General features: G+C 67.6%; 24 protein-coding genes and 1 pseudogene. 13 read left to right on the top strand and 12 right to left on the bottom strand.

The features are described from left to right. Nucleotides 1–64 precede the first annotated feature (64 nt). Nucleotides 65–874, bottom strand: a complete 810-nt coding sequence (locus ACFWF1_RS38580; RefSeq protein WP_379281007.1) for a CPBP family intramembrane glutamic endopeptidase — start codon at nt 872–874, stop codon at nt 65–67. 68 nt (nt 875–942) lie between these two features. Beyond that, a complete protein-coding gene (locus ACFWF1_RS38575) occupies nt 943–1,551 on the bottom strand; it encodes a TetR/AcrR family transcriptional regulator (RefSeq protein WP_379281006.1) in 609 nt (202 codons plus the stop codon). Nucleotides 1,552–1,631: 80 nt separating this feature from the next. On the opposite strand from ACFWF1_RS38575, the gene ACFWF1_RS38570 reads away from it, so the two are divergent. Both ACFWF1_RS38570 and ACFWF1_RS38565 read left to right on the top strand, forming a co-directional pair. After that, on the top strand, nt 1,632–2,384 hold the full coding sequence (locus tag ACFWF1_RS38570; protein ID WP_379281005.1) for an SDR family oxidoreductase: 753 nt from the start codon (nt 1,632–1,634) through the stop codon (nt 2,382–2,384). A gap of 76 nt (nt 2,385–2,460) precedes the next feature. Further along, nucleotides 2,461–3,396, top strand: coding sequence for a 4-(cytidine 5'-diphospho)-2-C-methyl-D-erythritol kinase (locus ACFWF1_RS38565; protein ID WP_379281004.1), 936 nt, complete (start codon nt 2,461–2,463; stop codon nt 3,394–3,396). 22 nt (nt 3,397–3,418) lie between these two features. On the opposite strand, the gene ACFWF1_RS38560 is transcribed toward ACFWF1_RS38565, so the two are convergent. After that, a complete protein-coding gene (locus ACFWF1_RS38560) occupies nt 3,419–4,267 on the bottom strand; it encodes an LLM class flavin-dependent oxidoreductase (RefSeq protein ID WP_379281003.1) in 849 nt (282 codons plus the stop codon). A 275-nt stretch (nt 4,268–4,542) separates the two neighbouring features. Here ACFWF1_RS38560 and ACFWF1_RS38555 point away from each other — a divergent pair, with 275 nt between their 5' ends. After that, a complete protein-coding gene (locus tag ACFWF1_RS38555; protein WP_379281002.1) occupies nt 4,543–6,324 on the top strand; it encodes an ABC-F family ATP-binding cassette domain-containing protein in 1,782 nt (593 codons plus the stop codon). 8 nt (nt 6,325–6,332) lie between these two features. Here the strand turns inward: ACFWF1_RS38555 and ACFWF1_RS38550 are convergent, their stop codons facing one another. Together ACFWF1_RS38550 and ACFWF1_RS38545 are read right to left on the bottom strand one after the other, a co-directional pair. Then, nucleotides 6,333–7,220: an Abi-alpha family protein gene (locus tag ACFWF1_RS38550; RefSeq protein ID WP_379281001.1), complete on the bottom strand. Its 888-nt coding sequence runs from the start codon at nt 7,218–7,220 to the stop codon at nt 6,333–6,335. After that, the gene (locus ACFWF1_RS38545) at nt 7,211–8,683 is read right to left on the bottom strand and encodes a hypothetical protein (protein WP_379281000.1); all 1,473 of its coding nucleotides are present in this window, start codon (nt 8,681–8,683) and stop codon (nt 7,211–7,213) included. The genes ACFWF1_RS38550 and ACFWF1_RS38545 overlap by 10 nt, the downstream gene beginning before the upstream one ends. A 114-nt stretch (nt 8,684–8,797) precedes the next feature. Between ACFWF1_RS38545 and ACFWF1_RS38540 the strand changes: the two genes are divergently transcribed. Beyond that, nucleotides 8,798–9,691: an Abi-alpha family protein gene (locus ACFWF1_RS38540; protein ID WP_379280999.1), complete on the top strand. Its 894-nt coding sequence runs from the start codon at nt 8,798–8,800 to the stop codon at nt 9,689–9,691. 280 nt (nt 9,692–9,971) lie between these two features. Next, the gene (locus tag ACFWF1_RS38535; RefSeq protein ID WP_379281216.1) at nt 9,972–10,493 is read left to right on the top strand and encodes a nuclear transport factor 2 family protein; all 522 of its coding nucleotides are present in this window, start codon (nt 9,972–9,974) and stop codon (nt 10,491–10,493) included. Here the strand turns inward: ACFWF1_RS38535 and ACFWF1_RS38530 are convergent, their stop codons facing one another. Continuing rightward, nucleotides 10,494–12,113 (bottom strand): peptide chain release factor 3, encoded by a 1,620-nt coding sequence (locus ACFWF1_RS38530; RefSeq protein WP_379280998.1) that lies wholly within the window; start codon nt 12,111–12,113, stop codon nt 10,494–10,496. A 306-nt stretch (nt 12,114–12,419) separates the two neighbouring features. Here ACFWF1_RS38530 and ACFWF1_RS38525 point away from each other — a divergent pair, with 306 nt between their 5' ends. Together ACFWF1_RS38525 and pth are read left to right on the top strand one after the other, a co-directional pair. Then, entirely contained in the window at nt 12,420–13,034 is a 615-nt protein-coding gene (locus ACFWF1_RS38525; RefSeq protein ID WP_379280997.1) for a 50S ribosomal protein L25/general stress protein Ctc, read from the top strand. A 22-nt stretch (nt 13,035–13,056) separates the two neighbouring features. Continuing rightward, complete coding sequence (pth, locus tag ACFWF1_RS38520; RefSeq protein WP_364722684.1) at nt 13,057–13,638, top strand: aminoacyl-tRNA hydrolase; 582 nt, start codon at nt 13,057–13,059, stop codon at nt 13,636–13,638. A gap of 10 nt (nt 13,639–13,648) precedes the next feature. Here pth and ACFWF1_RS38515 read toward each other — a convergent pair. The 3 genes and pseudogenes from ACFWF1_RS38515 to ACFWF1_RS38505 all read right to left on the bottom strand — a co-directional run. After that, a pseudogene (locus ACFWF1_RS38515) lies at nt 13,649–13,726 on the bottom strand (DivIVA domain-containing protein); the annotation flags it as partial. A gap of 10 nt (nt 13,727–13,736) precedes the next feature. Then, nucleotides 13,737–15,383 (bottom strand): fatty acyl-AMP ligase, encoded by a 1,647-nt coding sequence (locus tag ACFWF1_RS38510; RefSeq protein WP_379280996.1) that lies wholly within the window; start codon nt 15,381–15,383, stop codon nt 13,737–13,739. Between the two features lie 172 nt (nt 15,384–15,555). After that, nucleotides 15,556–16,209 carry a lysophospholipid acyltransferase family protein gene (locus ACFWF1_RS38505; RefSeq protein ID WP_379281215.1) on the bottom strand — a complete coding sequence of 218 codons (654 nt, stop codon included), beginning with the start codon at nt 16,207–16,209 and terminating at the stop codon, nt 15,556–15,558. A gap of 104 nt (nt 16,210–16,313) precedes the next feature. Here ACFWF1_RS38505 and ACFWF1_RS38500 point away from each other — a divergent pair, with 104 nt between their 5' ends. Continuing rightward, the gene (locus ACFWF1_RS38500; RefSeq protein ID WP_379280995.1) at nt 16,314–16,880 is read left to right on the top strand and encodes a TetR/AcrR family transcriptional regulator; all 567 of its coding nucleotides are present in this window, start codon (nt 16,314–16,316) and stop codon (nt 16,878–16,880) included. Between the two features lie 104 nt (nt 16,881–16,984). Here the strand turns inward: ACFWF1_RS38500 and ACFWF1_RS38495 are convergent, their stop codons facing one another. Next, nucleotides 16,985–18,169 (bottom strand): aminotransferase class V-fold PLP-dependent enzyme, encoded by a 1,185-nt coding sequence (locus ACFWF1_RS38495; RefSeq protein WP_379280994.1) that lies wholly within the window; start codon nt 18,167–18,169, stop codon nt 16,985–16,987. Between the two features lie 203 nt (nt 18,170–18,372). Here ACFWF1_RS38495 and egtA point away from each other — a divergent pair, with 203 nt between their 5' ends. The 5 genes from egtA (at nt 18,373) to ACFWF1_RS38470 (ending at nt 24,675) form a co-directional block, all read left to right on the top strand. Beyond that, on the top strand, nt 18,373–19,731 hold the full coding sequence (egtA, locus tag ACFWF1_RS38490; protein ID WP_379280993.1) for an ergothioneine biosynthesis glutamate--cysteine ligase EgtA: 1,359 nt from the start codon (nt 18,373–18,375) through the stop codon (nt 19,729–19,731). A gap of 127 nt (nt 19,732–19,858) precedes the next feature. Next, complete coding sequence (gene egtB / locus ACFWF1_RS38485; RefSeq protein ID WP_379280992.1) at nt 19,859–21,205, top strand: ergothioneine biosynthesis protein EgtB; 1,347 nt, start codon at nt 19,859–19,861, stop codon at nt 21,203–21,205. A gap of 67 nt (nt 21,206–21,272) precedes the next feature. Beyond that, a complete protein-coding gene (locus ACFWF1_RS38480; protein WP_379280991.1) occupies nt 21,273–22,163 on the top strand; it encodes a class II glutamine amidotransferase in 891 nt (296 codons plus the stop codon). Then, a complete protein-coding gene (gene egtD, locus ACFWF1_RS38475) occupies nt 22,160–23,131 on the top strand; it encodes an L-histidine N(alpha)-methyltransferase (RefSeq protein ID WP_379280990.1) in 972 nt (323 codons plus the stop codon). Before ACFWF1_RS38480 ends, egtD begins: the two co-directional genes overlap by 4 nt. A 149-nt stretch (nt 23,132–23,280) precedes the next feature. Continuing rightward, nucleotides 23,281–24,675 carry an IS4 family transposase gene (locus ACFWF1_RS38470; protein WP_379281214.1) on the top strand — a complete coding sequence of 465 codons (1,395 nt, stop codon included), beginning with the start codon at nt 23,281–23,283 and terminating at the stop codon, nt 24,673–24,675. Between the two features lie 36 nt (nt 24,676–24,711). On the opposite strand, the gene ACFWF1_RS38465 is transcribed toward ACFWF1_RS38470, so the two are convergent. Continuing rightward, entirely contained in the window at nt 24,712–25,374 is a 663-nt protein-coding gene (locus tag ACFWF1_RS38465; protein WP_379280989.1) for a DUF2461 domain-containing protein, read from the bottom strand. Between the two features lie 27 nt (nt 25,375–25,401). Further along, complete coding sequence (locus ACFWF1_RS38460; RefSeq protein ID WP_379280988.1) at nt 25,402–26,253, bottom strand: hypothetical protein; 852 nt, start codon at nt 26,251–26,253, stop codon at nt 25,402–25,404. Between the last annotated feature and the right edge of the window lie 5 nt (nt 26,254–26,258).

Raw genomic sequence — 26,258 nt, 5'->3', positions numbered from 1 at the left:
GGGTACCCCGACCCGTATGAAGATACCCCCAGTGGGTACCGCGCGCAAGTGGCCGGATCGCCGCTCAGCGCGCGCGCAACGACCGTACTGCCGGCGTCACCGCAGCGACGAAAACCGCTCCGAGCGCGACGATCACGATCTGCGGCCGTACGAGCGTCGCGTCACCCGCCGTCAGATAGATCCCCACGTTGATCAACCAGTGCCCGACCGCCGCGACCAGCACCCGCTGCCAGAAACTGCCGGTGCCGAGCGTGCCGAGAAGTACGGCGAACGCCATTGTCGAGACGAAGAACGACACCGCGACCACCGGGCCCGCACCGAACGCCTGCACATGCCACAGCGCCCACGCCGCGCCGGTCACCGCGATCGCGGCGAATCGGCGCATCCGCGTTTCGAGCAGCGGTTGCAGGAAGCCGCGCCAGCCGATCTCCTCGCCGGTCGCACCCACGAACTGGACCAAGAAGAACACCACGAACGGCACCCCGCCGACCGCAACGGGACCGACCAGATCGTGACCCGTCAATGCCGTTGCCCCGGCGACCAATAGCCCGAGCAGCAGGCATGCCGCCAGGATGTAGCCGAGATTCTCGCGAACCTGTCGCGTGGGTACCGGTGCGGGAAGCAGCGGGCCGAGAACTGTGCGGCCGATAAGCCAGGTGGCCAGTGCGCCTAGCGCCGGGGCGAACTGCACCAGCGACAATGCCGCCCGATCGATGCCCGAAACCGGCTGCAGCGCAAGCATCGCGACCGAGCCGAGCAGGGTGGTGAGGACGTAGGTCCCGATGAGGGTCCAGAAGATTCGGCCGCTCGGCGCCGAAGTCGACTGCTCGGTCCGTGCGGCTGGACCGGTGGGAGTTTCAGGCTGAGCTATCACCTGAAAATCGTCACACCGCACCTACGCGGGGCGGCTCAGTCTTCAGGGCCATTTATCCCGCGGTGCTCTCATTCTTGCGGTGCCGTCCGTCCCCAGCCGTACATGGCCAATTCGGCAACCTTCGCCAGTTCCGCTCGGCTCGCGCCATCCCTGGAAGCGTGCGACATCCCCTGCAGCACCGTGCCGATATAGCGCGCCAGTGTCGGCGCATCGTCCGCGGCGACCAGGACGCCCGCGTCCATATCGGCCTGGATCCGTTCCGTGAACATCCCGAGATTCCGGCTGCGCAGTTCGTGCAGCATGTCGGCGATCTCACCGCTGTTGGTGTTGAGGCCCGCGCTGATCACCAGGCAGCCGCGCGGGCAGTCGGACCGGGTGTATTCCGCCGCCGCTTCCCGCAGGGTGCGCCGGATCGCCGCCTCGGCGGTCGGCTCCTCAGCGAATGCGCGCTCGATGAAATTGCCGTACTGCGCACCGAAGCTCTGCACTGCCTCCTTGAACAGCGTCGCCTTGTCGCCGAAGGCCGCGTAGAGACTCGGCGCGCCGATGCCCATCGCGGTGGTGAGGTCGCCGATCGAGGTGGCCTCGTAACCGCGCGCCCAGAACAGCCGCATCGCCTTGTTCAGTGCGGCGTCTCGGTCGAACGAACGCGGCCTGCCTCGGGTTGCGGTGCTCATAAAAGTCATTCTATAGCGATCGCTAGAGAATGTGTTAGTGTCCCAGTTCTGTAGTGATCGCTAGAGAAAGGAACCCCGCAATGGGCGCACTGACAGGCAAGACCGCACTGGTAACGGGAGCGAGCCGGGGCATCGGCCGCGGCATCGCCGAACGGCTCGGCCGCGACGGGGCGCGGGTCGCGGTGCACTACAACGGGAACGAGCAGGCGGCCAAGGAAACAGTCGCCGCGATCGAGGCCGAGGGTGGTTCGGCCTTCGCGATCGGCGCCGAACTCGGCGTACCCGGCGACGCCGCGGCCCTGTGGTCCGCCTTCGACGCACACGCCGACGGAGTAGACATCCTGGTCAACAACGCGGGCACCGACGGCATCCGCGAACCGATCGAAGGCACCGACGAGGCGGCCTACGACCACGTGTTCGCGGTCAACGCCAAGGCGCCGTTCTTCGTCACCAAGCTCGCCCTGGATCGGATGCGCGACGGCGGCCGCATCGTCAATATCTCCACCGGCCTCACCCATGGCGCGCGTATGCCGGAACTGATCGCCTACACGATGACCAAGGGTGCGCTCGATGCCTTCAGCAGCGTGCTGGCCAAGCAGGTCGGCGTGCGTGGCATCACGGTGAACGCGGTGGCCCCCGGCATCATCGACACCGACATGAACGCCGGGTTCTTGAACAATGCCGAGACGGTGGCGGCGGTCGCGGCGATGTCGCCGCTGAAGAAGCTCGGCCGATCCGCCGACGTGGCCGATATCGTCGGATTTCTCGCCTCCGACGACGCCCGCTGGGTTACCGGGCAGTGGATCGATGCCACCGGCGGGGGACTGCTGTGACCGAATGATTCACAGCGGGTGAAAGGCCGATATCGACTCGCGCGACCGCCGGGGGCACCCGTTAGGCTTGGGCACCGTGCTGTCAGTTGTCCCGAGCCCCATCACCGTGCGCGCGCCGTCGAAGGTGAACCTCCACCTCGGAGTCGGTGACCTGCGTGCCGATGGGTTTCATGACCTGACAACGGTGTTCCAGGCGCTGTCGCTGAGCGACGACGTGGAGATCGCCCCGGCGAGCTCGCTGGCCGTGCGGGTCTCCGGCGAGGGCGCCGCCGACGTGCCGACCGACCGCACCAACCTGGTGTGGCGGGCGGCGGTCCGGCTCGCGCATCTGGCGGGCCGGGCGCCGCTGGTGGAATTCGCTATCGCCAAGGGCATTCCGGTGGCGGGCGGGATGGCGGGCGGCAGCGCGGACGGCGCCGCGGCGCTGGTCGGTCTCAATGAACTGTGGGATCTCGGCCTCACCCGCGACGAACTCTCCGCCGTCGCCGCCGAACTCGGCAGCGACGTGCCGTTCGCGTTACACGGCGGCACCGCGCTCGGCACCGGACGCGGCGAACGACTGCTTCCGGTGTTGTCTCGCAACAGCTTTCACTGGGTACTCGCGCTGGCCAAGGGCGGCTTGTCCACTCCGGCGGTCTTCGCGGAACTCGATCGGTTGCGTGAGAACGGTTCTCCACCGCGGCTCGGTGAACCGCAACAGCTGATGCAGGCCTTGGCCTTCGGTGACCCGAAACAGCTTGCGCCGCTGCTGGGTAACGACTTACAAGCGGCCGCGCTGTCGTTGAAACCGGAATTGCGTCGTACGTTGCGCGCCGGCGTCAACGCGGGCGCGCTGGCGGGCTTGGTCTCCGGCTCCGGCCCCACCTGCGCATTCCTTTGCGAGAGCGAGGAATCCGCAGTGGCCGTGGCGGCAGAACTGGCCGGCGCAGGCGTCTGCCGCAGCATCCGCACCGCAACCGGCCCCGTCCCCGGCGCCCGCGTCCTCACCAGCGAGCCCCCCGCCAAACGCTGACGGCCGCCCGCCGGCCGGTAGTTCAGGCGATGGCGTCGGCCAGGCGGTCGACCTGGTCGGGGTCGGCGCCGTAGCAGTAGAGCATGACCTCGTCGGCGCCGAGATCGTCGAATTGCTTGATGGCGGAACGGATCGCGTCGGGGGTGGTGAGCATGCCCTCGAGCATGTAGTCGGCGCGGCCGCTGAATTCGTAGTAGCCACCCATCGAGGCGCGGGCCTCGTCGATCAGGTGCTGGTCGCCGAGGACGACGTTGACCTGGGCGACGATGCGCGGGGCGCCGGCGCGGCCGTTGTCGGTCCAGGACTTGCGCACGGTGTCGAACAGCCGGCCCGCCCAGGCGGCCGGGGCGGCGGCGAGAAAGCCGCCGCCCCAACGGCCTACGCGTTCGAGCGCGGCGGGCTGGAAGCCGCCGAACAGGATCTCGGGTCCTGCGGGTGTCAGGGGCGCCGGGCCGATCGGACCGCAGTCGGGGCCGTACGGCGCGCCGGACCAGATGCGCTGCATGATCTCCATCTGTTTGTCCAAGCGGCGACCTCGGGTCTTGAGGTCGGTGCCGGAGGCTATGTGATCGTCCTCGCGACCGCCGACGCCGAGGCCGAGCACGAAGCGCCCGCCGGACATCCGGTCCAGCGTCGCGGCCTGCTTGGCGAGCAGCGACGGCTCGCGCAGCGGCGCGATGAGCACCTCGGTCTGCAGCTTGATGCGGGAGGTGGCGCCCGCGGCGATGGCGAGGGCGACGAGCGGTTCGGGATTGTCGTAGACGAGCCGGTCGAGCAGGCCGAGGGTGGAGAACGGGCCCGCATCGGCGCGGCGGGCCCAGTCGAGCAGAACGGTGGGGTCGGAGATGGGCAGACCGAGACCGACGTGCATGGGAGAACCTCCTGGGAGAAGCGAACTGGATGGTGCCGCCCTCTCGCCTCGTCATCCGAGGTGGGCTCCCATTCTGCGGCTGTGTACTGGAGAGCGCCCAAACTTCGTTCGTAACGAACGTTGTTCGTTGAGATCAATCTAGACGAACATCGTTCGTTCCGCAAGGGGGTCTGCTGGGGGCTTGACGCGGGGAGGTGGCGGAGCGGGTTCGGGGAGCTCAGTACGCTGGCTGAGGGCACGCAACTCGCCCGCCGCTGCAAGAACCGGAAGGATTCATGTCCAACCTGATCAACCTCGAGCAGGTCTCCAAGAGCTTTGGGATCACGCCGCTACTGGACAACGTGTCGATGGGCGTCCATGCGGGCGAGCGGATCGGCGTCGTCGGTCTCAACGGCGGCGGTAAAACCACGCTGCTCGAGGTGCTCACCGGGCTGGAACCGCCGGACAGCGGACGGGTCAGCCGCGTCGGCGGGCTGCGCATCGCCACGGTGACGCAGCGCGGCGTGCTGCCCCCGGGTTCGACCGTCGGTGATGTCGTGCTGGCGGGTCTGGCCGACGACGCGATGACAGACGATGTCGCCGAACACGAGTGGGCCGCCAATCCGCGCATCCGTTCGGTGATGGAGGGCATCGGGATCGCCGGGCTCGGCCTGGAGACGTTGATCGACAATCTGTCCGGAGGTGAGCGCCGCCGCGTCGCCTTGGCCGCCGCCCTGGTCCGCGACCTTGATCTGCTCGTGCTCGACGAGCCGACCAACCACCTCGATGTCGAGGGCGTGCAGTGGCTGGCCGAGCATCTGCTGAACCGCCGCAGCTCGCTCGTCGTCGTGACGCACGATCGCTGGTTCCTCGACACCGTCGCCACCAACACCTGGGAGGTCGTCGGCGGCAAGGTCGAAACCTATGAAGGCGGTTACGGCGACTGGATCTTCGCCCGCGCCGAGCGCGCCAGGCAGGCCGACGCCTCCGAGGCCCGGCGCGCCAACCTGGCCCGCAAGGAACTGGCCTGGCTGCGCCGCGGCGCGAAGGCCCGCACCTCCAAGCCGCGCTATCGGGTGGAGGCCGCCGAGGCGCTGATCGCCGATGTGCCCGCGCCGCGCGACAGCGTCTCGCTGGCGGCGTTCGCGCGAAAGCGGCTGGGGCGCGTCGTCATCGAGCTCGAGGACACCACGCTCACCACCCCGGACGGCCGGGAGTTGGTGCGCGACTTGACCTGGCGGCTCGCGCCGGGGGAGCGGGTCGGCCTGGTCGGCGTGAACGGCTCCGGCAAGACCACCCTGCTGCGCACGCTGGCCGGCGAGACGGAACCGGCGGTGGGTAAACGCATTCAGGGCCAGACGGTGCAGATCGGCTGGCTGCGGCAGGAACTCGACGATCTGCCGACCGATATGCGGGTGCTGGAAGCGGTGCAGCAGGTCGCGCAGCGAATCATGCTCGGCGACAAGGAGATCTCGGCGGGGCAGCTCGCCGAACGGCTCGGCTTCACCCCGGCGCGGCAGCGCACCCCGGTCGGCGATCTGTCCGGTGGCGAGCGGCGCAGGCTGCAGCTGACCCGCATCCTGATGGCCGAGCCGAACGTGCTGCTGCTCGACGAGCCGACCAACGACCTGGACATCGACACCCTGCAGCAGCTCGAGGACCTGCTCGACAACTGGGCGGGCACCCTGGTCGTCATCAGCCACGACCGTTACCTGATCGAGCGCATCTGCGATTCGACCTGGGCGCTGTTCGGCGACGGCAAGCTCACCAACCTGCCCGGCGGCATCGACGAGTACCTGAAAAAGCGTGCCGCACAGGGGGATGCGGTGATTCGCTCGGGCGACGCGAAGGCCGCACCGGTGACCGACGCCGCGACCCAGCGGGCCGCGCGCAAGGAACTGTCCAAGCTGGAACGCTCGATCGAGAAGTTCGACGAACGCGAGCGGCAGCTGCACGCCGCGCTCGCCGAGGCCGCGACCGACCCGGACAAGCTGGTCAAGCTCAACGCGGAGCTCAAGCAGGTCGTCGCGGAAAAGGAAGCGGCAGAGGAACGTTGGATGGAGCTGGCGGACGGGTAACCGGCCGGTCAGTGCCCGGCGGCGCGATCGTCCTGGATCGCGACCGGCAGGCAGGTCCGCACGAAGTCGCCACCGAACCCGGTGAGCGACACGCTGCGGTAGATCACCTTCGTGCCGAAGCCGGAGCGCTTCAACAACTCCCGCACCGGCCCCTGCGCCTCCAGCAGCTGGTACCGGTGCGGGTTGCCGACCGGCTCGCGCGCGTGCTCGACCAGCCCGAGCCTGCGCAGATTGGTCAGATACTGCTGGATCCGGTTCGGAAAGCGCAGCCCGGCCTGCTCGCCGACCAGCGTCAGCATCGACCCGACGCGTTCCGCGCCGAGCGCGCGCGGGCGTCCGGTGCGGATGTCGATCGAGGGCTGCGGGCCGTCCAGGTGCAGGAAGCGCAGGATGCGCGCCTCGTCCGGGGTCAGCTCGGCCAGCATGCCCGCGAAGGCCGGATGGTTCTCCTCGTCGCCGTGCGTGCTCGCCGACAGGCGCAGCAGCGCGGCACCCTGCTCGCGCAGCGTGGGAACGGCTTGTGCGGCAGGCTCGTTCGGGGCTTCGGCGAAGCCGAGCGCCCGGCGCAGCCGGTCGCGCACCTCGGACTCGGCCTCGGCCAGCACTTCTCGCGGCGGCACGCCCTGGATGCTGCGGCGGACCACCGTCGAGGTGACGCCGACGGCGGTGCCGAGACTCCACGCGGTCATCCCGGTCGCCGCGGTCCACGCCACCCTGGCCACGCCGGTGGCCGCGCGCACGCCCGCGATGGGATAGGGCACCCGCGAAGATGATTCGTCATGGCGGACGACTTCGCGGCCAGGCCGCCGCGCGATCTCCGTCGACGGCGTAGCCGCCTCGGGGGCGTGCTCGACGTCCCCGGCAGCGTCGCCGGGGTCGGATTTCGCTACAGCCATGTGGTCGCCACTCCTGTTCCGAATATCAGAATATGAGCGTATCCGGCGAACAGGCCCAGCACGCCGCCATGGAGAAAAAGCAGCCACTCATCTTGTTTGATGGCCGATCGCAGCATGTCGACGAAGTCCGGCGGCTTCAGTGCCGCCATCTGTTTGGCGATGTAGGTGTTGATCTGGCGGCCCTGGCGGACGTTGAACTCCGGGTCGGCGAAGGCGATCGGGGCGATGGCCATGGCCTCGGCGGTGAAGGTGTCCTGCAGGGAGTCGTAATCGCGGCTACCGAGCATGAACTTGACGGCGGGCCTGGCCGGGCCGAGCGCGCGGTCGGCGGCCGGGCGCAGGGTGTCCTCGAGCATCTGGATGGTGCGGTCCGAGCGCGGCCCGTTGAGCAGCTCGTCGCCGATATTGGCGACCGTCAGCACCTGGCTGGACACCAATTCCGCGTAGCCGTCGGTGATTTCGGACTGGCGCTTGATCAGCAGCCCCTGCCGCCACGGGCACCACCACTTCGGGTAGGCGGGCGCGAAAATCATGTTGATGCCGACCCAGTTGACCACCCAGCCGATCACCACGCCGCCGATCGGCAGCACGACCAGCGTCGACCAACCGGTGAAGTGCAGGATGGCGACGAGCACGACGCCCATCGGCGCGCCGAAGTAGAAACCGAAGTTGATCATGAACCGCAGTTCTTTCGCGCCGAGCACTTGGAACAGCGTGTTGAGCAGTTGCGGCCTGCCCTGGAAGTAGCGAATCACCATCTGCTTCACATCGAGCAGTTGATCAATATTCGCGCCTAATTCATCGGTCAGCTCGCGCAGAATATCCGGCAGTTGCTGACGAACCCTGGCCTGCACCATGTCTCGAACTTGGCTCGGCAGGTTGTACCAGAGCTGCGGATGTTCGCGCTTGAGAATATCTTCGACGATGGTCTGGATCTGTTCGTCGGCGATGCTCGCGAGATGTTCGGCGAGCTTGTCCGGCTCCAGCTCCCGATAGAAATCGGCGACGCTACCCAGTTTTGCCAAGCCCTTGTCGACCGCGATGCTCGCCATCTTGTCCGCGCGCGACGGGACGATGCCCTGCCAGCCGAATCTGCCGTCGTAACTCAGTAGCGGAAGCACCTGAATTCTTTTGGGCAGGAAGGGATACAGCGCGCGAAGTCCTGGGAGGCGGAAGCCGTGGAAGGCGATGGGCTGGAACAGCATGAGCACGCCGGTCCAGTTGGTGATGTATCCGATGATTCCCGTGAAAAGTGGGATAGTCAGAAGCTCTAGCAGGATTGTTGGGTGGACACCGAACACACTCTCTAACACGACACCCTCCTGCCGACACACCGGTGACCGCCGCCTCACCGGAACATCAAAGTAGCACCATGTCGGCACCGGGACCTTATTGTGAGGGGAACAGCTGGGTCCACCTCGAGTGCGTGCTGCCACACTGGCGCACGCCGAGATATCGGTCACAGTGTTTGTGTGCAATGCCGCATCGGCCGAGACCGACGGCGAGAATGACCAGCGACACAGGGGGAAGTAATCTGTGGGGCGGGATTCGTTCACCTGGCGATATCGGAGTATGACGTGGCAGACGACAGGACCGGACAGGACATCGCTCGAGCCGGTTCTCGCGCCGTTGAGCGCAGCTCGGATGTCGAACAGCGGCAGATCAGCAACGAGGCACGGTTGATTCGCGGCGTATTCCGCGCGGCCGGACTCGCGGCGGGCAGTGTGGTGCGCGGCGGTCAGTGGGCGGTCGGCACCACCTTCGAGGTCACCAAGGAGATCACCCAGGCCGCGCTGGACGGTGAATCGTCCGCCGATATCGCCGAGCGAACCGGAAATGCGTTGCGCTCCATAGCCCGTAGCGCGCTCGGTGTCACCGAGGGGTCGGTGCGCGAGATCGTGAGCTACGTGCCGACGCCGAACGGGCCGGGCAATAACAGCGGCGCGCAGCAGCAGGCGCTCGCCGTCGGCTCCTACCTTCGTTCGGCGAGCACCGATGAGCTCCGCCGTCGCGGCGACGCGCTGCTCGCTCGTTCCGCCGACGTCTATTTCACCGAGGACGTGCACCCCGCCTACGACCGCATCCTCGACGAGCTCGCGCCCGACGAGGCCCGCATCCTGCGCTTCATGGCGCAGAACGGCCCGCAGCCCTCGGTCGATGTACGGACCAACCGGCCACTGGGCATCGGCTCCGAACTGGTGCAAGGCGACCTGACCTCGGTGCCCGAGCAGGCGGGCGTCCGCTACCCGGATCGGTCGCGCCCCTACCTGATCAACCTCAGTCGACTCGGACTGACGTCGGTCTCCGACGACCCGGTGGTGTTGAGCCGATACATGGTGCTCGAGGTGCAGCCGGTAGTCGAGGCCGCGCTCAAGAAGGCCGGTCGCGCACCGAAAATCGTGCGCAAGAGTCTGCGTCTCACCGAGTTCGGCGAGGACTTCTGCCGCACCTGCTTCACCATCGCGAACTGACCCGCAGTTGATCTTGGGCGGAATCTCCCCCGATCGGTGATAGCAATCTGGTACAAATCTCCCAATTCGTGAAGCCAATGGCCTTCGGATGGGATTGTTAAGTATGGAGCAGGGAACCGGCGGGCAAGGCCGCGGCGACCCGAGTGCGGGTGGCGGGCAGGAGCAGGGTAATCCCCGGATCGACATCGGACGGCTGGAACGTGGCGACCAAGGGGCGAACGCAGGCGAGCAAGAACGTCGCGAGGGGAAACCTCGCGTCGACGATCGCGGACTCGACGACATCACCGCTATCAGCAGATTGAAGTTCCGCTACCTACGCAGCCTCGACACGAAATCCTGGGATGAGTTCGCGGACACCATGATTCCGGACGCGACCGCCACCTACAGCGAATACCTGCAGTTCGAATCGCGCGACGCGTTCCTCGCGTTCATGCGCAACACCCTCGGCCCGCACGTCATCACCGAGCACCGCTGCGACCACCCCGAGATCGACGTCGACGGCGACGCCGCGACCGGCACCTGGTACCTCGCCGACACCGTACTCATCCCCGGCCACAACATGCTGCTGCGCGGCGCGGCCTTCTATTCCGACGAATACGTGCGCTGCGACGACGGCAGCTGGCGCATTTCGCACACCGGTTACGAACGCACCTACGAAGTCGTGCTTTCCCTGAGCGATCTGCCGAGCCTGCGCCTGACCTCGAGCCGCTGGGGCCTCATTTCCAGAGAAGACGGCGTCATCTCCTCAGTCGAACGCGACCCGGGCGCACCACCCGTCCGGCGCGAACCGGAAGCCGGGTGATCAGTCCGCCGTCGCGACCAGTGGCTCCAGGGTCAGCTTCGGAAATTCCTTCTCGATGTACTGCAGCCGCCACTTGTCGCTGAACAGCGCGAGCATCGCACCGTCGCTGCGGGTGAACACCTCGACGCCGCGTTGCTTGCCGAGTTCGTCCGCCGATCCGGCGTCGGTGCGCCTGGCCAGCGTGTAGGGCAGGTTGTCCATCTTGGTCTCGACGTTGAACTCGGTGAGCATGCGCGCGGTGACCACCTCGAACTGCATCGGGCCGACGGCCGCGAGCACGGGTGACGCGTCGCCGCGAATGTCGTTGCGCAGCACCTGCACAACGCCCTCGGAGTCCAGCTGGTCGATCGCCTTGCGGAACTGCTTGTACTTGCCCGCGCTCTCCGCGCGCAGCACCGCGAAGTGCTCCGGCGCGAACGACGGGATCGGCGGGAACTCCACCTTCTTGTCCACGAACAACGTGTGGCCCGGGGCCAATGCCGTCGCGTTCACCAGGCCGACCACGTCGCCGGGGTAGGCGGTGTCGACGGTGTTGCGTTCGCGGCCGAACACGGTCAGCGCGTATTTCGTCGCGAACGGGCGCCCGGTCTGCGCGTGGGTGACCACCATGCCGCGCTCGAATTCACCGGACACGATCCGCATGAACGCCAGCCGGTCCCGGTGCGCGGCATCCATCCCCGCCTGCACCTTGAATACGACCGCGCTGAACGGCTCGGTGATCTCGCGGGCGCCGCCGTTCACGTCGGGCCTCGGTCCCGGTGCGGGCGCCAGCGAGACCAGGGCCTCCAGCAGTTGCCGCACACCGAAGTTCAGCATCGCCGAGGCATAGATGACCGGCGAGGTCTGCCCGGCGAGGAACATTTCCTGGTCGTGATCCTGCCCGGTGGCCGAGAGCAGCTCGCTCTCCTCGACCGCGGTGGTCCACGGCTCGCCCTCGCGCGCCTCGGCCTGCGCCGGGGTCAGCGATTCTTCCGGCGCGATGGTCGCGCCGCCCGCGGTGCGGGTGAAGTGGATGTATTCGAGCGGGGCGCCCTCTTCGCCGCGGCGAAGCAGCCCGCGGAAGTCGCCCGCGATACCGACCGGGAGGAACAGCGGTGTCGGGGTGAGGCCGATCCGCTCGTTGATTTCGTCGAGCAGTTCCAGCGGCGCCTGGCCCGGCCGGTCCCACTTGTTGATCACGGTGATGACGGGGATACCGCGGTGCCGGCACACCTGGAACAGCTTGAGCGTCTGCGGCTCCAAGCCCTTCGCGGCGTCGATCAGCATCACCGCGGCGTCGACGGCGGTGAGCACCCGGTAGGTGTCCTCGGAGAAGTCGGAGTGGCCGGGCGTATCGACGAGGTTGATCACGCTGTCCACGTCGGAGCCCTCGGCGCGGTAATTGAACTGCAGCGCGGTCGAACTGACCGAGATGCCGCGCGCCTTCTCCATCTCCATCCAGTCCGAGACGGTGGAGCGGCGGCCGGCCTTGCCGTGGATCGCGCCCGCCTCGGAGATCATCCTGGCGTGCAGCGCGAGCGCTTCGGTGAGCGTCGACTTGCCGGCGTCGGGGTGCGAGATCACCGCGAACGTGCGCCGTCGGGAAACCTCGGCGGGCAGTCCCTCAGGGGAGGCGGTCAACGGAACAACCTTTCACAGACGACCGATCGGCAACCTGTCTAATCTACGCGATCCGTATGACCCCGACACGACCTGTGCCCGGCCACCCGATTCCAACTGCGCATAACCATTGCGGTATGGTGTTCGGGTTGTCTCGGCGAGGGTGACCGCAGACCTTGTTTTGCGTTCACCGTGATCGACGCGGCTCGGCTTCCGGCCGTCCCCGTTGGTTCTTTCGTCGGACGAGTAGACCAACCCAGCCAGGGCGGAAACAGACCCTGGCGCACTGTTGACAGCCCGGAACAGCCGTAGGGAGTAGATCCAGTCATGTCCGACGCCAACCTTCTCGAAGCCGCCGTACGCACCGAGTTCGGTAAGGGTGCCGCCCGCCGTACCCGTCGCGCGGGCAACGTTCCCGCCGTGCTGTACGGCCACCAGGCCGACCCGCAGCACCTCTCGCTCGACGCCCGTGCCTTCTCCGCCATTCTGCGCGAGCACGGCACCAACGCGGTGCTCAGCCTCGTCATCGACGGCAAGAAGCAGCTCGCGCTCACCAAATCCGTTGTCGTGCACCCGATTCGCCGCTACATCGAGCACGCCGACCTGCTCATCATCAAGAAGGGCGAGAAGGTCACCGCCGATGTGAACGTCATCGTCGTCGGCGACGCCGCCCCGGGCACCCTGGTCACCCAGGACGCCAACACCATCTCCATCGAGTCCGACGCGATGAGCATCCCGGAATCCATCGAGGTTTCGGTCGAGGGCATCGAAGCGGGCACCCAGATCAACGCCAGCCAGCTCACTCTGCCCAAGGGCGTCACCCTGATCGTCGATCCGGAGACCCTGATCGTCAACATCATCGCCGCCCCGCAGTCCGAGGCCGAGGCCGAGGAAGCCGCCGAGGCTGCGGAGGCCGCCGCCGACGCCGCGAGCGCCGAGTAAGTAGCACCGGAATCGGTTGTCGATGACCGAATCCACCACCGGGCCCGCGCTCGTGGTCGGACTGGGTAACCCAGGAACCGAATACGAGCGGACCCGGCACAACGTGGGGTTTTTGGTCGCCGACGTGCTCGCGGAGCGCGTCGGCGGCCGTTTTGCCGTGCACAAGAAGTCCGGCGCCGACCTGCTGCAGGCCCGCCTCGACGGCCGCCAGGTACTGATCGCCAAGCCGCGCTCGTTCATGAATCTGTCCGGCCGCCCGGTCGCCGCGCTGGCGAAGTTCTTCTCCGTGCCGCCGACCGAGGTGATCGTCGTGCACGACGAGCTCGACCTGCAGTTCGGCGAGATCCGGCTGAAGCGCGGCGGCGGCGAGGGCGGACACAACGGCCTTCGCTCCATCTCCAGCGCACTGACCACCAAGGACTACCTGCGCACCCGGATCGGCATCGGCCGTCCGCCCGGTCGGCAGGATCCCGCCGACTACGTGCTCAAGCCGTTCGCGGCACCGGAACGTAAAGAGATACCGGTGATCGTCGAGCAGGCCGCCGACGCCGTCGAGCTGTTGCTCCGGGTCGGGCTGGAAGCCGCGCAGAACCGAGTGCATTGATCGTCGCCCGGTCCTCGTCGTAGCCGCGCTTGCCGCGCTGCGGTTTCCGGAACTGGACGTTGCGGATGTCATCGGAAGCGCGCGGCAACGGGGTGCTTTCAGCGCAGGTGGACGGCGGTGGCGGCGCGGCGGAGCTTGCCGGAGGAGGTCTTCGGCAGTGCGCCGGGGCCGAGCACTGCCACGGTACGCGGGCGGGAACCGACCTCGGAGAACACCGCGTGCACGATTTCGCGCTCGATTCGCTTGACCGCCTCGGCATCCTGGTATTCGTTGCTCTCCACCACCACGGCGAAGCTCTCCCGCTTCTGCCCGGCGTCGAGGCGCACCGCCACCGCGTTGCCCGGCCGGACGCCGGTCACCCGGGTGGCGGCGCGTTCGATGTCGGTGGGGTAGATGTTGCGGCCGCCCATGATGATGACGTCCTTGATCCGGCCGCACACCACGATCAGGCCCTCGTCGGTGAAGTAGCCGATGTCGCCGGTGTCGAGCCAGCCCGCGTCGTCCTGCGCCGGGCGGAAGCCGTTCACCGTGACGTAGCCGGAAGTGACTGCCGGGCCGCGTAATTCGATGACGCCGACCGATCGGCTCGGCAGTTCTTGGCGTTCCGCGTCGACCACCCGGCCTTCCAGATGATCGACTAGGTAACCCAGCGTGGGCAGTCGGCGGATATTGCCGGGGTGTCCGTGCGGGTCGAGCACCGGCACGGCCTTGCCGAGTGCTTCCAGCAGGTCGGCGTCGATGACGTCGAGCACTTGGCCCAGGCCCGGATCCGGAATCGACACGGCCAGTGTGGTTTCCGCCATGCCGTAGACCGGGGTGAGCGCCATCGGGCTGAGCCCGAAGCGCTTTCCGGCGGCGGCCAGCGTCTCCATGGTGTCCGGGTCGACCGGCTCCGCGCCGTTCCACATGTAGCGGACGCTGCTCAGATCGAACGCGCCGTCGTCGGCCTGCTTCAGCCGGCGGGCCAGCAGTGAGTACGCGAAGTTCGGTGCGGCGGTGACGGTTCCGCGATATTTGGCGATCAGCTCGGCCCATAACAAGGGTCGCATCAGGAAGTCGATCGGCGTCACACACACCACCTCGGCGCCGATTTGCATGGGGACACTGAGGAATCCGACCATGCCCATGTCGTGGAACAGCGGCAGCCAGCTGACCATCACGTCGTCGTCGAGCTGGAACTTCACCCGGTCGAACATGGCGTAGGCGTTGACGAAGAAGTTGCCGTGGGTGATCCGTACCGCCTTGGGTGACCCGGTCGATCCAGAGGTCAACTGCTGCAAGGCGATATCGTCCTCGGCCGTCGGTACCGGGTCGGTGTCTTCGCCGTCGTGCAGTTGGTCGATCCGCACCACGGTGATGCCGCGCTCGCGGAGCAGCGGTTCGGCCGCCTCGAACGGGGCGCCGAGCACCACCGCGCGCGCCTCGATCATGGTCAGCACGGTCTCGGTATCACGCGCCCAGACGACCAGGTCGGTCCGCGGAGTCGGCTGATGCAGCATGGTGATCGACGCGCCGCGCATCCAAATGGCCTGGCAGGCCGGTGCGATATCGACCGGCATGCCCGCGAGCACGCCGACGGCGTCACCGTGTCCGATACCCGCCGCCGCGAGGCCGCCGGCCATCCGCCGGGCGATCCGATGGATCTCACCCCAGCCCTGGCGCCGGGGCGCGTTCGGCTCGCCGGTCACCAGCCCCCGGGTCGACGCCTGCGCCGTCGCATACATCTCGTCGGTGAACCTGCTCAACGTCAACTCCCTCATCACCAGCTTCGGGCCGCCTGCCGACCTGACTCAACTATCCCGCCATTCCGGCGTGGCGTTAACCCTTTTCCCGCGTGTCTGAGTTTGCTGGAGTGTCGCGGGTATCCGGCGGTCGTCGAGGGGTGACACCCGCTATGCGCTGGTAGGCCACCGGCGTTCAGCGGAACTTGGTGGCGTACTGATCGACGTAGTGGCGGCCGGAACGGGCCGCGAGCTCGCGCATCAGCTCGTCGGTGGCCGTGCGCGCGACGTGATGCTGCTCGGCGGGCAGGTAGTAACGCGGGGTGCCGAAGCTGATCCGGACCTTGCCGAACCGGGGCAGTCGACGGTTGCGGGGGTTGACGCGGTCGGTGCCCGCGAGCACGACCGGGATCACCGGGGCGCCGGTCGCCATCGCGACCCGCAGGGTGCCCGTGCGGCCGCGGTAGATCCGTCCGTCCGGTGAGCGGGTGCCCTCGGGGTGGATCGCCCAGACGCCGCCCGCCTCGAGGATGTGGCCGGCGGCGGCGAGCGCGTCGGCCGCGGCGCTGCCGCCGGTCCGGTCGACCGGCACCTGGCCCGCCGCCGAGAAGAACCAGCGCTTGAATCGGCCGCGCAGGCCGGTCCCGGTGAAGTACTCCTGCTTGGCCAGGAAGGTGACCCGGCGCGGCAGCACGAGCGCGAGGTAGAGCGAGTCGATCACCGCGAGATGATTGGCCGCGATGATCACCGGTCCGGTGCGCGGAACATGTTCGAGCCCTTCGACTTCCGGCCTACCCAGCACCCGCAGCAGTGGGCCGAGAAAGACGTACTTGAAGAGCCGATACCACACGTAGACCTCCCGAAAAGAATGTGTAGACACTGTCTACCGCATTCACGTAGACAGTGTCTACACCCCGGTGCGGAGATTCGATGGTTGCCGTAGACAATGTCTGCATGGTCGAGAGTGAACCGCTGCGGGAACGCCTGGTCGGTGCGGCCGTCGACCTGTTGGAAGAGGTCGGCGCGGCGCAATTGGGACTCCGCGCCATCACCAGGGCCGCCGGTGTCTCACATGGGGCACCGCGCAGACACTTCCCCACCCACCGCGCATTGCTGGCGGCCGTCGCGGCACGCGGCTTCGCCGACCTCATCGCCCGATTCGCCGCAGCCGATCCCGATGGCGAGTCCCCCCGAGATCGCCTGGCCCGCATGAGCGTCGAATACGTCGAATTCGCCGGAGCCCGCCCCGAAATGTTCACCCTGATGTTCCGGCACGACCTACTCGAAGGCTCCGGCGAAAACCTGCGCGCAACCACCCTCCCCCTGTTCGCGCGCTACGCGACCCTGGTAGCCGAAGCCGCACAACACGATTCAGCGCCCCCAGCGGACCGCGCGCTCGCCCTATGGACGAACCTCCACGGCATCGCAACATTGCAAGCGAACCGCAGCCTACGACTGATCGCCCCCACCGCCAACACCCGCGCCCTTGTAGACCGCGCCCTCCACCTACACCTATCCTGACCCCCTTCCCCCCTCCAGAGATGACAGGGAAATCGAGTCGAGTCAAAAGGTTGCTGTTGAAGATCTTTTGGCGACCATTCGACTCGACTCGATGGTTCGTAGCGCTACAGCGCGGTGACGGCGGCGATGAATCGGTCGAGTTCGTCGAAGGTTACGAAGCAGTGGGGGGAGGCGCGGATGACGGCGCGCAGGTTGCGGGCGGTCATGTCGAGCAGGGTGGAGCTGGCGTGGCTCACGGTTACCGTGATGTGCTGGGCGGCAAGCTGATCGCGCACTGCGAGGGGGTCTAGGCCGTCGACGGTGAAGGACACGATGCCGCTGTGTCGAATGCCGTTGTCGCGCACCGTCACTCCGGGGATTCCGGGAAGCTCCTTGCGTAGGTGCTCCGCGCGGGCGGCGATGGCGTCGTACACGTTCTCGGGGCCGAGGTCGAGCAGGTACTGCACGGCCGCGCCCAGGCCGAGGCGTCCGGCCACGTCGCATTCCCAGAATTCGAAGCGACTGGCATCCGGCGCGAGGCGGTATTCGTCCGGGCCGACCCAGGACGCGCCATGCAGGTCGAGCCGGCCCGGTTCCAGGGATCGCGCCAATTCCGGTCGGACATACAGGAATCCGGTGCCGCGCGGTCCGCGCAGCCACTTGCGGCCGGTGGCCGAGAGCGCGTCGACGTCGAGCTCGGCCACGTCGATCGCGAGCTGTCCGATCGACTGGCAGGCGTCCAGCAACACCAGCGCGCCCACCGAATGCGCGATCCGGGTGGCCTCGGCGGCCGGGTTCACCAGGCCGCCGTTGGTGGGTGCGTGTAGCAGCGAAACCAGCTTGACCCGTTCGTCGACCATCGCGGCCAGCGCATCGAGATCGAGCTGCCCCGTACCGTCGTTCGGGATCTGCTCGACCGTGGCCCCGGTGGCGCGGGCCCGCTGCAGCGCCGCGATGGCGTTGCTCGCGTAGTCCGACCCGGAGATCAGCACGCGGTCGCCCTCGGCCAGTGGAATCGAGTAGAAGAAATCGGCCCACGAACGAGTTGCGCTGTCGCTCAACGCGATGCTGGTCGGTGCCGCGTTGATGAGCCTGCCGATCGCGGTCTTCACCGACGCGAGATCGTCGAGGCGTTCGTTCGCGGCGCGGTAGCCACCGATCGCGGCCTCGCGTCGCAGATGGTCGATGGTGGTGTCGAGGACCACCTGTGGCGGGAGTGACGATCCGGCACTGTCGAGGAACACCGAACCCGGCGCGTCATCGGACGCACAACCCGGAGTGTCGGCTCGGACACGCTCTTCATCCAGCATGATTCCGACTTTAACGGGCATTGCGGGACGGAGTCCGGCCGTCCCCGGCTGGTCCCCAGTTCGGATTCTTGTCGATTTCTTGTCGGTGCCGCTCGCTACTCTGGATGGATCGCCGCGAGCGGAACACAGCACGGCCACGCGGTGGTTACAGATCAACAGCGGACACGAAACCACAGCAACTCGGACGCACAACGGAGGTTGGCATGGCGGTCACGCTGGAATCAGAGCTGGTCAGTCGGGTAATCCACGATGGAGAGCTCAACTCGCGAGCCGCCGCCGAGGCGTATATCGGGGGTGTCTGCTTCAAGCAGGGACCACCCACGCTGATCGGCGCCGAGCTCGAATGGCTCACCGTGCAGGGTGAGTGTCAGGCGTCAGGCCCCTCGGCCGCCCCGCGTCCGCAATTGACTGCTCTTGCGGATGCCCTCGGACCTTACGCACCACGGTCCATCGCCCCCGATTCTCCGGAAAAGCCGTTACCAGGGGGCAGCCGGGTCACCATCGAACCCGGCGGTCAGATCGAATTATCCAGCGCACCATTCGCTGATGCCGCGCAGCTGAGTACCTCGCTCCGCGACGATGCCCGCCTCTTGCGGGAACTTCTCGAATCCCGGTCCATCCGAACCGTTTCCGCCGCCGCCGACGCGGACCGCCGCCCCAAGCGGCTGCTCCAGTTGCCGCGCTATCGCGCCATGGAACAGACCTTCGCCGGCATCGGCCCGTTCGGCAAACTCATGATGTGCAATACCGCCGCGACCCAGGTCAGCGTCGATGCGGGCGCCGACCGCGCCGATATCGCCGCCCGCTGGACCGCGCTGTATGCCATCGGCCCGGCCATGCTCGCCGCCTTCGCCTGCTCGCCCGCCTTGCGCGGCGCGCCGGCGGGCGACTGGGCCTCCCAGCGGATGCGGGCCTGGCTGCGCCTCGACAACGCCAGGACCCGGCCGCCGCTGATGGACTGGGCGGATCCGATCGTCGGCTACAGCAGATGGGCGCTCGACGTGCCGCTGCTGTGCGTCCGAAGACCGGACGGTGACGGGCCGGGCACGAACGGTCACCACCCGGACGGTCACGGCGCGGGCTGGTCCCCGCCGCCGGGCGCGACCTTCGCCGACTGGCTCTCCGGCGCCTTGGACGACGAGGTCGGCCGCAGGCCCGATCGCAACGACCTCGACTATCACCTGACCACGCTGTTCCCGCCGGTGCGTGCGTCCGGGTATCTCGAGGTCCGCTACATCGACGCCCAGCCCGGCGACAGCTGGACCGTCCCGATCCACGTCCTGGACGCGCTCATGTCCAGCCGCATCGTGGTGGCCCAGGCGATCGCCATCGCCGCGCCATTGGCCGGGCATTGGCTCGACGCCGCGCGCTACGGCTTAGCCGATCTGGAGATCCGGGCCGTCGCGGTCGAACTGCTGAGCCTCGCCGCGGCCAACGCGGCGTCGGCCGAGGCCGCCGGGGAGATCGAATCCGCCGTCGAGCGATGTCGCCACGGCCAGGGACCCGTGGCGGAATCCGCCGCGGACGGTGCCGGGGCGGGCGGTTCCGGAGTCGTCTTGTGACCGACCTGTCGCGAGACGGGGTCGGGCACGCGCGTCCAGCCATGCCACGAGCCTGTCCGCATTGCCGATCCGGCCCGGCGTACCGAGCTGCGCCGAAGCCGACAGAAACTAGCACCGGAGACCTATCGTGACCATTCACCATCCGCCTGCCACGGACAATTCCGGCACCGAGCAATTACGCGAGCAGATCGCCGAGGTGCTCACGCGGGCCAGGCAGCGCACGCTCACCCTCACCGACTGCATCGATGAAGCCGAGCTGGTCGCGCAGCATTCGCGGCTGATGAGCCCGCTGGTGTGGGATCTCGCGCACATCGGCAATCAGGAAGAGCTGTGGCTGGTCCGCGATGTCGGCGGCCGCGAGGCGGTGCGCGCCGACATCGACGAGCTGTACGACGCGTTCAAGCACGCCCGCTCGAACCGTCCCGCGCTGCCGTTGCTAGACCCGACCCAGGCCAGGGGATACGTCGGCACCGTGCGCGACAAGGTGTGGGATGTGCTGGACCGCAGCGACTTACGCGGTTCGCCGCTGGTCGACGGCGGTTTCGCGTTCGGCATGATCGCCCAGCACGAGCAGCAGCACGACGAGACCATGCTGGCCACCCACCAGCTGCGCACTGGCGCTGCGGTATTGACGGCGCTCGCCGTCCCGACCGTGGCCGCGCCTGTCACCGGCGAAGTCGTTATCCCCGCAGGCGAATTCACCATGGGCACCTCCACCGAACCGTGGGCGCTGGACAATGAGCGGCCCGCGCACCGAGTTCGGTTGCCCGGCTTCGCGATCGACGCCGCGCCGGTGACCAACGAGCAGTACCTCGCCTTCATCGACGACCGCGGCTACGACCGCCCCGAACTGTGGTCCGATCGCGGTTGGGCGCACCGGCAGGAGGCGGGCCTGGTCGCGCCGCAATTCTGGGAGCGCGACCCCGCCGGGCACTGGTGGCGCCGCGTCTTCGGCACGCTCACCCCGCTGCGCCCGCACCAGCCGGTGGTGCACGTGTGCTGGTTCGAGGCCGAGGCGTTCGCGAACTGGGCGGGCAAGCGACTGCCCACCGAGGCCGAGTGGGAGAAGGCCGCGCGGCACGACCCGGCCACCGGCGCCGCCCGCCGATACCCGTGGGGCGACACCGAACCCGACGCCAGCACCGCGAATCTCGGCCAGCGCCACCTGGAACCGGCCGACGTCGGCGCCTATCCGGCGGGCGCGTCCCCGGCCGGTGTGCACCAGCTCATCGGCGACGTCTGGGAGTGGACCGCTTCGGGTTTCGAGCCGTACCCGGGCTTCCACGCCTTCCCGTACCAGGAGTACTCCGAGGTCTTCTTCGGCGGCGACTATCGCGTGCTGCGCGGCGGCTCCTTCGGCACCGACCCGGTCGCCTGCCGCAGCACCTTCCGCAATTGGGACCACCCGATCCGGCGGCAGATCTTCTCGGGCTTCCGGCTCGCCAGGGACCTGCGGCCGGGGGAGGGCGAGTGAACATCGCGCCGATCCACTCGGCGGGGTCTGACCGGTTCGGCATCGCGGCGGCAGGAGGCGGGCACTGATGTGCAGACATCTCGGTTACCTCGGTCCAACGGTGAGCGTCGGTGAGATGCTCACCGCCGGTACGCATTCGCTGCGGACCCAGGCCTGGGCACCGCGAGACATGCGCGGCGGCGGCACCATCAATGCCGACGGGTTCGGCGTCGCGTGGTGGCGGGCCGTTGAGCCGACCGACACTCAGCTCCCATCGGCAACCGGCGAACCGCCCGGTGGCGCTGCGACAGCGAGCACCGCGATCGCCAGCCGGTACCGCAACTCCGCCCCCATCTGGACCGACCCGGCGGTGGAAGAGGTACTGACGCAACTGCATTCGACCGCTGTGCTCGGCTCGATCCGGTCGGCCACCGTCGGCATGCCGGTGGAGCGGGCCGCGTGCGCCCCGTTCACCAGCGCACAGTGGGCCTTCAGTCACAACGGCTCGGTACCCAACTGGCGCAACGTCATCACCGCGGCGTCGTCGGACCTGGACAATGCCGCCACCCGATTCGGCGCGACCAGACTCTTCGAGACGATCCAACTACTCGAGGCCGAATCACCCACCGACGCCGCGACGCTCTGGGTGCTATTGCGGCAGTTGCTCACTGCGGTGTCGCTGGACGGTTTCGTCGATTCCCCAGGCACGGCCCTCGCCCTGCTGGCGTCCGGCGTGCTGAAACACGCACCGGCCGCACGGCTCAACTTCCTGCTCGGCGACGGCGAAACCCTCTGGGCCACCACGGTGCACCACGCCTTGTCGGCGCTGGTCACCGACACCTTCGCCGTGCTCGCCTCCGAACCCTATGACGACGACCCGAATTGGCAGTCGATCCCCGACCGCAGCCTGGTCGTCGCCCGTCCCGGCAAGCTCACCATCGATCCGCTGCCCGACAGCACGAAAGGCGCCTCACGATGACCGCACCGACGCTGGAGATCCACCTATCCGACGACGACCTCACCACGGCATTGCGCGCTGATGCCAGGCTCGGCCTCACCGCCGACCCGAAGTGGCTGCCGCCCAAGTGGTTCTACGACGCCCGCGGCAGTGAACTGTTCGAGCAGATCACCGAGCTGCCCGAGTACTACCCGACGCGCACCGAACGCGCGCTGCTGGAGCGGGTGGTCGGCGAGATCGCCCGCGTCGCGCAGGCCGAGGTGCTGGTCGAGCTCGGCGCGGGCTCGGCTGCCAAGACCAGGCTGCTGCTGTCCGCGCTGACCGCCGAGGGGCCGCTGAAGACCTATGTGCCGCAGGACGTCTCGTCCTCGGCGCTGCGTGCCGCCGCGGACGAGATCGCGACCGAGTTCCCCGGCCTCGCCGTGCACGGTGTGGTCAGCGATTTCACCGACACCCTGCACAACCTGCCCGGCGGTGGCCGCCGGATGATCGCCTTCCTCGGCGGCACCATCGGCAACCTGATTCCCGCCGAACGCGCCGAATTCCTCGCCAGCATCTACGAGGTGCTGGAACCGGGCGAGCAACTGCTGCTCGGTGCGGGCCTGGTCATCGATCCCGCCGTGCTGGTCCCCGCCTACGACGACGCGGCCGGTGTCACCGCCGAGTTCAATCGGAATGTGCTGCACGTGTTGAACTCTCGCCTCGACGCCGACTTCGCACCGGACAAGTTCGAGCACATCGCGCTCTGGGACGCCGAGCACGAGTGGATCGAAATGCGCTTGGCGGCAACCGAAGACATGACCGTCAACGTTCGCGACCTGGACCTCACCGTGCAGTTCGCCGCCGGTGAGCAGATGCGCACCGAGATCTCCGCCAAGTTCCGCGTCGACGGACTGAACGCGGAACTGTCCGCCGCCGGGTTCAGCACCGAGGAGGTGTGGACCGATCCCGACAACCGCTTCGCCCTCGTCCTCGCCGCGCGGGACTAGTCGCAATGCCGCTTAGTTAAGGCGGCGGGCGGATCGTCAAGTCGGCTGGTGTGGGGTGGGTGCCGATCGCTGGTTGGTCGGTGTGGTGATGTCGAATTGTGTTGGCTGTCAACGTGTGTCGGTGAGACGAAGACAGCGGAACTCCGGGTATTGATGGGTTTGTCCTCGCAAGACAACCTGTCGCCACCTCTGGAGTTCCGCTGTCTGTTCAGTCTGTCATCGGTCGTGTTGTTTCGGTAGCGGGGGGTGCGTTCGCGCCTGGCCATCTCGGCGAGTTGACCCAGATCGTGCCGTTCGAGATGGTCGATGCTGTTCTCGATTCGACTATGAGTACCCAGCGGCGCGTGCGGGACCTGCCCTCACGGGTAGTGGTGTATCTGCTGCTGGCTGCCGGGTTGTTCGCCGAGACCGGTTATGGGCAGGTCTGGGCGCGGTTGACCGCGGGGTTGGATAGATCGGCGAGCCCGAGCACCTCGGCGCTGGCCCAAGCCCGGCGTCGCGTCGGGGTCAAACCCCTGCGGGCGTTGTTCGAGTTGCTCGCCGGCCCTGCCGCCGGGACGCGACGGTGGCGGGGCCTGCTGGTCTGCGCAATCGACGGCACCTTGATCTCGCTACCCGACAGCGCGGCCAACCTGACCCGCTACCTGCGCCACAGCGGCAACAACGGCGGCAGTGGATACCCGCTGATGCGGCTGTTGACGGTCGTGGCTTGCGGCACCCGCACCGTGATCGATGCCGTGTTCGGCTCGGACCGGATCGGCGAAACCAGTTACGCCCCAACCCTTGTCCGCTGCCTGCGACCGGGCATGCTCCTGCTGGCCGACCGAAACTTCGCCGTCACGGCCCTGATCGCCGCGATCGCGGCCACCGATGCAGATCTGCTGATCCGATGCAAAGACAACCGGGTTCTTCCACGAATCCGAAGCTGTCCCGACGGCTCCTACCTCACGATCCTCGGCACGGTGAAACTACGGGTCATCGACGCTGAGATCGCCGTCACCGGCATCGGGAAACACCAGGCCAAGCGCCGCGTGGGACGCTACCGGCTACTCACCACCCTGACAGACCACCACACTTTCCCAGCCCGCGATCTGGTCGAGCTCTACCACCAGCGCTGGGAAATCGAGACTTCTTACCTGGAACTGAAATCCAGCATCCTCGGCGGACGTGTTCTGCGCGCCCGCACCCCGGCAGGAATCGAACAGGAGGTCTACGCCCTGCTCGTCACCTACCAAGCCCTACGGTTGGCAATCGCCGACGCCACCGCAAACCACCCCACCGCCGGACCCGACAGAGCAAGCTTCACCGTCGCGCTCCACACCGCCCGTGACCAGCTCATCCACGCCGCAGGCGTTATCGCCGACACCATCATCGACCTGGTCGGCCGAATCGGGCGCGCTGTCCTGGACAACCTACTGCCCCCACGCCGAACCAGAATCAGTCCCCGCGTCGTCAAACGCGCCAACTCCAAACATCAAGCCAGAGCAGGCACCGACCGCACCAACTACCAAGCCGAAATCAGCGTCCAAGTCCTGCCCGGTTGACAACCGGGCAGGAACCCAAACTGAGCGGCATTGGGACTAGGCGAGCAGCGGTGACCGGGTAGTCGCGCCGGTCACCACCGCGCCGAGCCAGTCGACCAGGGGCCGCATCGTCTCCCAGGCGGTGCGGATCTCCTTGGCGGCCTGTGGCTTGTCCAGCCACGGCGGTGCGCCGATTTCCTTGTTGCAGACCAGGGCCTTGTGCCGGAGCAGGTCGATGCGCGGATGGTCGGCGTCGTAACCCTTCGGCTTGGTCTTGAGCTGTTCGCCGCCGATCGTATACCCCGCCTTGCGCAGCTTCGCCAGAATCGCCGCCAGTTCCGGGCCGCGTACATCGTGATCGATGGTGGCGCGCAGCTGCGCGATCTGCTCGGACGAACCGCCGTAGAAACCGCCCGCGACATACAGTCCCGCCGCACCGACCTGCACATACCAGCCGGTGCTCGGCGCAACGGACACATACGCGCCCTGGTGATTCTTGTACGGCGTCTTGTCTTTGGAAAAACGCACGTCCCGATACGGCCGGAAGATCTTGGCCGCACCGAAATCCGGCTCCAGCTCGGCGGTCAGCGCGAGCATCGGCGCCTTCACCGCCGACTCGTACACATCCTTGTGCGCGGTCCAGAACATCTTCGAGTTGTCGGCCTCGAGATCCTCGTAGAAATCCAGCCCCGCCAGCGGAAAGCCGCTGAACTTGGTCATGATCGTGCCTCGCTCATACAGAGCAATCTACGTTCTCAGGTCTCCGTTGAAGATCAGGAACCCCACCAGGAAGCCGATGATCATGGTGACGCCCGACGCGATCGCGGCCCACTTACCGAGCGACTCGCCCTTGTTGTGGCCGACGATGCCGAGCACGATGCCCGCGGGGCCGAACAGGATGGGGCAGAACAACACCGCGATCACCGCGCAGACGAAACCGATGATCGAGAACACCTGGGTGCCGGAGGACTGCTGTGGGGTGGCGTAGGGCTCGTACGACTGTGGCGGGTAAGTGCCGTAGCCGCCGGGCGGTGGATTCTGCTGCTGGCCGTAGCCATCGGCGGGCGGATAGTTGTAGACCCCGCCCTGCGGGTACTGCGGCGTGCCGCCCGAATCCTGCGGTTGGCCGCTCCCCGGATACTGCGGGTACTGCGGCTGACCCTGCTGCGCACCCCACTGCTGCTGACCGGTCGGCGCACCCCACCCCTGCTGCGATGGATCCGCACCCCAGGACGTCTGGCCAGCGGCGGGTCCAGCAGGTCCACCGCCCGGCGCAGGCTGACTGCCAGGTGGCCCAGCGGGCCCCGAATCCCGGGGCGGTTGCCCGCTGGAAGGCCCAGCGGGTCCGCCGCCCGATGGCTGTGCTTGCCCGCCCAACGGCCCGGCGGCAGCTTCTGTCGGCTGCCACCACTCACCCGCCGGCGGCGGTGGCGCGGCGTACGGCTCACTCGAAGGTTCTGCCGCACCAACGTTTTTCGACAACGACGGGGCAGCGTCCGCCGCTGTCGCGGGATCTGCCGCCCCGGGCACGCTCGACGACGCGGACTCCGCCGGCTCCGGTGTTCCGCCGGTGGGTTTCGGATCCTGTGGCGTGCTCATCGCGC

The sequence above is a fragment of the Nocardia sp. NPDC060255 genome (genome assembly GCF_042727395.1).
Taxonomy (GTDB): Bacteria; Actinomycetota; Actinomycetes; order Mycobacteriales; family Mycobacteriaceae; genus Nocardia.
This window is presented reverse-complemented; position numbering and strand designations above follow the sequence as displayed.